This is a genomic window from Nocardia pneumoniae NBRC 100136 (genome assembly GCF_000308755.1).
In the GTDB taxonomy this organism is placed as follows: domain Bacteria; phylum Actinomycetota; class Actinomycetes; order Mycobacteriales; family Mycobacteriaceae; genus Nocardia; species Nocardia pneumoniae.
The window spans coordinates 64,691-73,638 of record NZ_BAGF01000146.1; the positions used below are offsets into that span (position 1 = coordinate 64,691).

Genomic DNA, 8,948 nt, shown 5'->3' on the forward strand with positions numbered 1-8,948 from the left:
CAGGGGCTAGCCGCTGCGTCTGCGGTTTACGACAACATCCGGCTCGCGTCCGACCAAGCCCGATGCCAAGCAGCCGAAACCAACATTCTATTCCCCGAGGCGGAATCGAAAACTGGCAGTCGTCGGTGTTGTGAAGCCGCCGTCCACAGCGGTCCGAACATGAGTGGTTCCGCATAGCGGGAAACGAAACACGTGCTTTGTATCTGGGCATCTCGCCGGCACGGTGCGCAGGTACCCAGCCCGCGCACCGCGTAGCGGTCGGATGTCCGTGGTCAGGGCCGATATTGAAGTTGGTAGCGCCAGGCCGTGAGCCACTGTCTGGCCAGCGCCTTGCGCACGATGGCGGGCCGGGAAATATACTCACTGACCTCTGGACCGGGTATGGGAGCGGCGTCCAGGAGATCCCAGTCCGGAAAAAGTCGGCGCAGTTCATCAGCGCTGACGCCGCCTCCGAGCAGCGGATGGCGGATGAATCCGAAGACGATCAGGCGCGCGCCGTCTGCCGCGACGGAGTTGATGCCGGCCGCGTACGCCGCACGCCGACGCTGAGGAACCATGTGCAGGCAGCCGCCGTCGACGAGCAGTGTGAACTCGGTATCGATGGCGAGGTCGCTCAGCTTGGTCACGTCACCTTCGAGGAACCGGACGGTCAATCCTTGGCTCTCCGCCTCGGCACGGGCGGTGGTGAGCATGCTCGGGAGCAGGTCCACCCCCGTCACATGCCATCCGTGACGCGCGAGGTACAGGGCGTTACGCCCATTGCCGCACCCGATGTCCAGGGCAGGCCCCGGAACCACCCCGGCCGAGCCTTCAACCAGTTCGATCAGGCTGCGGTCGGGTGTCCAGGAGAAGGTCGGGCCGATACGGAGCCGGTTGGTGATGTCACCCCACCAGCGGAAAGCCGGGGTCATGTGGTCCTCCTCGTTGATCGGGGATTTGCTGGGCACCACCTGTTTCCGGCGCCCTGAAGGATTCGGTCGAGATGCCTTTCCAGCGGCACGGCATCGGCTGGTCGACTCCGGTAGGCGATATGGCCGTCGGGCCGTATCAGATAGAGGCTCCCGGCCGGCGCACCCCAGCCTGCGTGCAACGCTCCGTCGGGATCGAGCAGCAGGTGGGATGCGATGTCGAGCCCATGCGTCACGTCGAGGCCCCGAGCTGCCAGGTACCACGTCAACCGACCGCCACGCCGCTCGGCGGCTGCGGCGGCAAGGCCGCTGAGTTCCGCCGCGTAGGCGGGCACGTCATCGGCGAACAGGAGCAGCGTGTGCCCGGTACCGCGGAAGAGCTCATGAGTAGCGCGCCGGGCGGACGGCGGCCCGAACCAGACGTCCGGGGCACGTTCACCAGCTTGCGGTGGTGTGCGTCGTCCGCTCCAATGCTCGGCGGTCAAGGGACTCGTCGAGTAACGTATGCCGAGCTGCGAACCTTCCTCGGCCATGTGCCGATGGATAGTGGGAATCCGAAGCGCTACGCGGGCAATGGAATTGCGTAGCGAACGGGCGAACGGGCTGCGTAGTTCGAGCCATCGCACGCTGCGGTCGGTAGTGCGCAGCGTGCGCACTGCGACCGGACGCCGCTCACGCTCGTACGTATCGAGCAGTTCTGGCCGCGATGTCCCCTCGATGACCTGAGCCAACTTCCAGCCGAGGTTGTAGGCATCCTGCATGCCCATGTTCATGCCCTGCGCCCCGGAAGGACTGTGCACATGGACCGCATCCCCGGCCAGCAGGATACGGCCGTCGCGGTAACGATCGGCGATGCGTCTATGGATGTGAAAGTTGGTCATCCAGTGGGACTTTCGCAGTATGACGTCGACGCCCCGCTGACGCGCCAGCTCCTCGTACCCTTGCAGAGTGAGTTCCGTTCGCTGCTGTCCTCCCGCCAGGTACGGAACGTCTGCCATGAGCCGCCAGCGGTCCGGGCCGGGCACCGGCATGCAGCGCAGTGTGCCTGACGGCGACAGGAATACATGGGCTTCGTCATGCCGGTACGCCCACTCGAGCTCGACGTCGACACCTGCGAGGTCCGTCCCGTAGGTGCTGCCCCGAAACGGGATGCCGAGAGTGTCCCGCACGGTGCTGCCGATGCCGTCGCATCCCACGACCCACTCGAATCGAGCGTCTTCGCAGCTGCCGTCGATCAGGTGCTCGAGGCGAACGGTAACGCCGACGGAGTCCTGGCTCGCGCCGACGAATCGGACGTGGCGTTCCACGCCGACGCCGTGGCTTCTCGCCTTGTCCTCCAGCAGACGTTCGGTGATCGGCTGCTGCAGAGTAAGCGAGAACGGGAATCGCGACGGTAGCGTGCTCAGATCGATGCGGCCCAGGTGTCGTGGCGGTCGGCCGGGCACCGGCTCGAATGCCGCGTACATGTTCAGCCGGAGCACCTTGGTTCCCAATGCCATCGCCTCGCCGGCAATGCCCAGATCGTCGAAGATCTCCATCGAGCGCGGATGCAGGTTGACCGCGCGGGGCGCCGATCGGCGGACACCGGCCTCATCGATGATGCGACAACCGACACCACGTCGCGCCAAGTCGGCGCCGAGCAGAAGCCCGGTGGGACCCGCGCCGACGATAAGAACCGCCGGTTCGGAGCCCGATGCGTGCATGTTGCTCATACCCTCAGCCCCGCCCCAGGACCATGCCGCCGTTGACTTGCAGAATCTGGCCGGTGACATACCCGGCGTCGGGTGCGATGAGAGATCCGACCATGGCCGCTATCTCCTCGCCGGTGCCGAACCGCTCCATCGGGACCTGACGGCGCATGATCTCCTGCAGCTCGATGCTGTGCTGCCGGTATCGTTCGGATTCGGGGTCTGGCACCAGACCGGGTGCGACGACGTTGACAGTGACACCCTCCGCGGCCAGGCGCAGGGCCAGTCCATGCGCCCACGCATGCAGAGCAGCTTTACTCGCGCCATAGGCACCACGACCGAGTAGCGCCGCGACGGATCCGATGGCAACGATCCGCCCGCCCGGACGGCGAAGCCCGGGCAGCAGCGCCTGAGTAAGCATCACCGCGGGCAAGACGTTGGTGTCGAATCCCCGGCGCCACCATGTGGCGAATTGGTCCAGATCCGCCCGCTCGTGGCCATGCATCGGATCGTCCACGTTGTTGATCAGTACATCCACCGGCCCTTCGGCCGCGATCGCCGCGCTGACGTCTTCGACCTGTTCGGGCCGGCGGAGGTCGGCGCAGTGCCACGTCACCCGTCCCCGGCCGGTGGCATTGAGGTCGTCGGCAATGTGCTCGATCGCGCCGCGATCGCTGTCGATCAGCGCGACCCAGTCCCCGTTGCCTACCACGCGACGAGCAATCGCCTGTCCGATTTCATCGGTGCATCCCGCTATCACCGCAAACCGTGCAGCCATGAACCACTCCTCGTAGTTGGATCACGAATAGAGAACTCAACGCCCTCTAATAGAGGGATATGACGTACTCTATAGCAGACCCGAAGACACCGCCACCAGGTCGAGCACGAACGATCTGCATGAGGAGTAGAACCGTGGCCACCCAGCTGCCTACCCCCGGAAATCGACTTCGCCGTGGCCAACGATGGGCGAAGCGGTCGTCCTGCTCGCACGGATTCTCGGCGCGGCGCTGACCGCCTTCGCCCGGCCGACATAGGCCTGGGCGTTCTCCATATCGGCGATAGGCTTCCGATCGATGGACACCAACCGACACTCCAAGGTGACGAACGCCGACGCCGGGTCTCCCAGGCCGCCAGGGCCGGACCATCGTCGGTTGCCGCGCCGCCGCGGCAAGGTCCTCGTCGAAGCGATACACGCCGCGACACTCGCCGAGTTGGCCGAAACCGGGTATGCCGGATTGTCCGTCGTACGAGTCGCCCAGCGAGCTCGTACCAGCAAAGCGGCCATCTATCGCCGCTGGCCGAGCCGCGCAGATCTGGTCGCGGCCGCGATCCTGCACGCTGCGGATCATGACCGGAAAATGGCCCCTGACACCGGCGACGTCCGCACCGACCTGTTCTCAGTGTTGCGCGCCGCCGCCGACCGACTCGCTGGACCTTACGGTGAGGCCGCGCGCGGGCTCATCGCCGAAACCCTCACCGACCCCGACGCAACGCAAGCAGCCCGCGAACACGTCACACACGGGCGCAGCCGATTGATCAGCGCGGTGCTCGAGCGCGCCGTCGACCGGGGCCAGGCGAGCCCGCGAGCGCTCACCCCCCGGCTGGTTGCTCTCGGCCCCGCACTCCTGAGCCACCACTATCTGTTACACGGCGCCCCCATCGAGGACTACGTCATCAACGAGATACTCGACCAGGTGCTCATGCCCCTGATTCGTCCCTGACAAGACCATTACCGGCAAGCGCCCTTCGCTCGACGCGCCACATCAGACCGCGGCCGGGTGTCCTCATGGGGTCAAGCTTCTTTCGAGTACAGTTCACAGCGCGATATTCCAGCTTGGTCGCAGTCCAGTCGAGACCAAACCCCGGAACCAGACGCCGACAGCGCTGGTACCGCCAAATCCTCGCATAGACAAACCCGGCAGTTGCGGTGGCCACTCCAGTGGACGTCGGTGCGTGATACCTCGTATTCTCCCGGCTGCCCTCGAGGACGTCGAACTCCGGTCGACCGTCCCCCGCGCACACTCATTTGGTGGCGCTGATCTCGTACCAGTCACTCGCGGGGCTATCGGGGTCCATCATGTCGTCTCGGACAACGGTATACTCGATGTTGCCGAATCCGGCAGCTTCCAGCGCATGGATATTTGCGAGACGTTCTGTTGCGGGTGCCATGTTATTTATACCGGTACCGATAATCAACTGTCCACCATTGCGCAAAACACGGTTCAGTTCGGACGCTCCCCCCTCCTGCAGAGAATTCCACAGAGGGACTCTCTCTAGGTGAACTTCATCGAAGATACCGTCAGGGAAAATCGATAGATCACGGAGATCGGCGACGACATCCGGCCTGGATTCTGCATCGACGTTAACGAAAACCTCTCCCGGCTCTGCGGGCCGAAAATTGTGACCGCCGCCTATTACAAGCCGTGCTCCGCCCTCGCTCACGCGAACCTCGTCCAATAGAACGCTCAAGTCCTCTGTCGGCTCTGTACGCAGCTGCGTGGAGTCTATCTCGATCGGATCAGTCCCCATAGGGCGATACCCCAGGCCATAGTAGCGCTGATTCATATCGTCGGCCTGACGCATCTGCCTGGCCCGCAGGTCTCGAACATCGGAGCTCCGAGACTCGGCCGGCAGCCCTGCCCGTATCCGAATCTCTCGAATGAAGGCAGCGACCTCGTCGGTCGCCATCACTTCACGAACGGCTCGTCGCACCCCCTGCGCTGACTCGCGCATCGGCGGGGCGATTGCCTGCTCGCCGGCCGATTGAATGCTGCGACGCAGAGATTCCTTTGCCATGCGCAGAATCTCTGCGAGTCTACTACTCAGGAATTGTCACCTCTTACGATACTTGACGCCCAGTGGCCGGGTCGTCACATAGGTATCAAGCATAGGTATCTCTACTGGCAGAAACATGAAGATATTCTGAAGGGTGCGCACTGCCAACTTCTATTCTGGCGAACTCCGGCAGCCTTCAACGTGGCGGCGAAATTACGATCCGACATCGAGCGAAAAGGGCCAGGTTTGGCTGCATGGCATGATCGTCGAAATATCCCGCGAAGTGGCAAGGCTCCTCAATGTGATGTAGATCCGCACCCAACACTCCTACGAACAGGTGGCGCGAATCAGTGACTCCCGTGGCCGCCTCAAGTGCGTATGCTGAATCCCGGCCGAGCCTGGATGCCGCCGCGCAGGTGATCATCATTGTGGAAGGCCGCAGCGCCGGCCGGGCTTAGACTAGGTTGTAGCTTCGAGAGGTCTTGTGCCACTGCGTTCTTCTGCGGTGCGGAAGCGCTCCTCGTGCGATCATGATCCATCATCATCGACTTGGGGGTCTTGTAGAAATCGTCGTCCGTGTCGCGTCGGATGAACTGCCGGTGGATCTCGCGTCGCTGCGGAGCTGGCTGACCGAGGAACATGATCTGCGCGGTCGAGTGCAGGTCGTCCCCGCCGCTCCCGAGCCCGGCGAGCTAGGCGGACTGTCGGACGCTCGGCTCTGGCTCACTTCCGGTGGTGCCCGGGCTATGCGAGCAGGATGCGGTGCCGAAGTAGCTGAAAACTGGCCCGGCCATACATTTGTCGCTTGATCAGTTTGGTTTTGGTGTTGACGCCTTCGATCGGGCCGTTGCTGTAGGGCACGGTCAGGCCGGCGACCGCGGCGTCGTGGTCCTGGTCGAGGCCGCGAAGGAAAGGGCCGAGTTCGGTCAGCCCGGCCTCGCGAACCTGCTTCATCCACTCGTCGAGATCCCCACCGCGACGTTCGATCAGGATCGCTGCGAACTCGCCGACGAGCCGAGCCAGGTCGGTCATCTCGGGACATGCCCCGACAAGTTCGTCCAGATGAGCGCGGCGTCCGGCGGGAAGATCGGTCGGCCGGCTCATGATCCACGAAGTCAGCCGACGCGGTGAGGGGCAGATGCGGTCGCTCTCGGCGCGCCCCTGGTTGAGGTATTTGTGCAGCAGGTTCAGGCCGCCGGTGTAACCGAGCGCTTTGATCTCGTGGAACAGGTGAAGGACCGGGACACCGGGCTGTTCGGTGCGACGCTGCCGCAAGTGGTCGCGGAAGGGGTCGACAAGGCAGGCCCGGTAATACGGTGGGCGGCGCAGCTGGTCCGGCTCGGATGCGCGGGCGTAGCGTTTCACCGTGTTCAACGCCAGGCCGAGACGCCGGGCGCAGTCCAGCAGTCCGACACCTTGATCGAGCAGATCGTGCACCGCATGCCAGCGTTCCAACGTCGTGGTCTCGCGGGTGAGTGTTTGCCGCTTCGGGCCGGCCGCGGCCCAGCATCGGCCGTGCGCGGCGACGACTTCCCTCACCGATCGGGCCAGGCCGTGCCACAGATGCCAGCGGTCGCTGACCTGCAGTACGGCGGGCCGCGCGCGGCGGATCGCTTCGGCATAGGTGGCCGATCCGTCACGGACGACGACCTCGACGCCAGGATTGTTCCGCAGCCATGTTTCGAGGGTTTCGGACTTGCGGTCGGCCAGGACGTCGATCCGTTGATGAGTGACAGCGTCGATGACCGCTGTGCCGTAACGGTTTCGGCGGCGCAGGGCGAAGTCGTCCACGCTGACCACCCGCGGGACCGGCCGGTCCGGCAGCGGGATCGCCAGCAGTACCCGCACCGCGGTATGTCGGGACAATCGAACCGGCAACGCGGCCAGCACGCGAACCGCAGCCCGACCGGCCAGTTCTTTCACGATCGCCCGCACCTGGCCGGTCAGTCGGGTCGTTCGCCGTTGGTAGCGTTCGAGCAGCCCGGGAACCTGCTCACAAAAAGTCCTGCAGCACTGCGGTGTCGGGCAAACCAGTCGCCGAACCCGTACCCTGACGATCACCACGCGACCGTCGGCGGGCAGGTCGGCGACGGTCCGGTGGTGGTAGCTGTGGACTTTCTCCGACTCCTCACCACAGCGTGAGCACACCGCCGGGCCGGGCGCTGTCCGGGCCCGCACTACGAGCCTCCAGCCCTCGTCGATCACCAGCGCCGACAAACCCGAGAACACCAGCCCGACAGCAACATCCGCCTCACCCACCCAGGCATCGTGCCGTCACGCGACCACACTCAGCCACCGGAAGTGAGCCAGAGCCGGACGCGCTCTGGTCATCGCAGTCGGCACCCGGTGGCGTCGGCAAGACGCTTTGCTACCGGCGGCGTCGGCATAGTCCCCGGTCGACACAGCGCGACACACCACCGCGCAGGTGGCACCAGGCCAAACAGAATCCAGAGCGAAAACAGGGGGTAAACGCGGGGCCTGACACAAAACAGGTCAGGCCCGGTCTCAGACCGGCCTGACCTGCTATTTCTGTGGAGCTAAGACCATGCCTCATGTGGTTGATTTCGTGAGTTTCTTGTGGCAGGTCAGTGTCGCGGCGAGGGTGAGGAAGGCGAGGAAGTGGGTGGCCTTGCGGTCGTAGCGGATGTTGAGGCGGTGGTAGCCGGTCAGCCAGGAGATCGTGCGCTCGATCACCCGTCGGTGGTGGCCGAGGCGCTGGGAGGATTCGATGCCTTTGCGGGCGATGCGGACGCCGATGCCGCGGTCTCGCACCCATTCCGCAGTTCGGCGGTGTCGTATGCCTTGTCGGCGTGCAGCTTGCCGGGCTTGCGTCGGCGCGGCCCGCGCCGCGATCGGATGGCCGGGACCGCTTTGACCAGCGGCCGCAGCGCTTCGGCGTCGTTGGTGTTGGCGGCCGAAATCCCCACCGGCAGCGGGATCCCCGCGCGGTCGGACAGGACGTGGATCTTCGAGCCGGGCTTGCCGCGATCGACCGGGCTCGGACCGGTCAAAGCTCCCCCTTTTTTCGCCCGAACACTCGCCGCGTCGATCACCGCCCGCGACCAGTCGATCAAGCCTCGCCCACCCAGCTCGTCCAGCACGGCGTTGTGTAAACGCCGCCACAAGCCGGCCTCGGTCCACACGCTGAACCGGCGATGCGCCGTCGGAACGGTGACCCCGAACTAGGGCGGCAGCATCCGCCACGCGCAGCCGCTGGTCAGCACGAACACCACCGCGGTGAACACCGCACGCTCATCGACCGGGGTGGTGCCACCACCCTGCGGACGCGCAGTGAACTCCGGCAGCAATGGCTCGACCAGGGCCGACAACTCGTCCGGGACAAGACGTTTCGACAACTCATCGACCACGAGTCGAACATCATGCAACACAACCGATTCCGGCACAACGCAAACGAATCACAGCCACGTAAGACACGGTCTAAGGGGACTCGAACCCCTGACCCCCACGCACCCATTCGTGAACAAGCTCATATCGAGTAGTCATCAACGACGACCAGACGTCTCCCAGTTGCCCATGTTGTGCGTGTCCTGCCGAGGGCACCAACAACATGGGCAAC

Annotated in this window: 7 protein-coding genes and 1 pseudogene; 2 read left to right on the plus strand and 6 right to left on the minus strand. The window is 64.6% G+C overall.

What is annotated here, in order from left to right; translation table 11 throughout:
• Nucleotides 1-272: 272 nt before the first annotated feature.
• Genes ON34_RS29560 through ON34_RS29570 form a run of 3 tightly spaced genes read right to left on the minus strand, consistent with a single transcriptional unit; the run spans nt 273 to nt 3,374 of the window.
• Nucleotides 273-911 (minus strand): class I SAM-dependent methyltransferase, encoded by a 639-nt coding sequence (locus tag ON34_RS29560; RefSeq protein WP_157172483.1) that lies wholly within the window; start codon nt 909-911, stop codon nt 273-275.
• Nucleotides 908-2,620, minus strand: a complete 1,713-nt coding sequence (locus ON34_RS29565) for an FAD-dependent monooxygenase (protein WP_040785806.1) — start codon at nt 2,618-2,620, stop codon at nt 908-910. The genes ON34_RS29560 and ON34_RS29565 overlap by 4 nt, the downstream gene beginning before the upstream one ends.
• A 4-nt stretch (nt 2,621-2,624) precedes the next feature.
• On the minus strand, nt 2,625-3,374 hold the full coding sequence (locus ON34_RS29570) for an SDR family NAD(P)-dependent oxidoreductase (protein ID WP_040785808.1): 750 nt from the start codon (nt 3,372-3,374) through the stop codon (nt 2,625-2,627).
• Between the two features lie 295 nt (nt 3,375-3,669).
• On the opposite strand from ON34_RS29570, the gene ON34_RS29575 reads away from it, so the two are divergent.
• The gene (locus tag ON34_RS29575) at nt 3,670-4,317 is read left to right on the plus strand and encodes a TetR/AcrR family transcriptional regulator (protein ID WP_083889891.1); all 648 of its coding nucleotides are present in this window, start codon (nt 3,670-3,672) and stop codon (nt 4,315-4,317) included.
• Between the two features lie 301 nt (nt 4,318-4,618).
• Here ON34_RS29575 and ON34_RS29580 read toward each other — a convergent pair whose 3' ends face one another.
• A complete protein-coding gene (locus ON34_RS29580; protein WP_157172484.1) occupies nt 4,619-5,392 on the minus strand; it encodes a class I SAM-dependent methyltransferase in 774 nt (257 codons plus the stop codon).
• 509 nt (nt 5,393-5,901) lie between these two features.
• Here ON34_RS29580 and ON34_RS38675 point away from each other — a divergent pair.
• Nucleotides 5,902-6,180, plus strand: a complete 279-nt coding sequence (locus ON34_RS38675) for an effector-associated constant component EACC1 (protein WP_373291987.1) — start codon at nt 5,902-5,904, stop codon at nt 6,178-6,180.
• Here ON34_RS38675 and ON34_RS29590 read toward each other — a convergent pair.
• Entirely contained in the window at nt 6,116-7,630 is a 1,515-nt protein-coding gene (locus ON34_RS29590; protein ID WP_040785813.1) for an ISL3 family transposase, read from the minus strand. The genes ON34_RS38675 and ON34_RS29590 overlap by 65 nt on opposite strands.
• A 291-nt stretch (nt 7,631-7,921) precedes the next feature.
• Nucleotides 7,922-8,739, minus strand: a pseudogene (locus ON34_RS35665) (IS5 family transposase).
• Between the last annotated feature and the right edge of the window lie 209 nt (nt 8,740-8,948).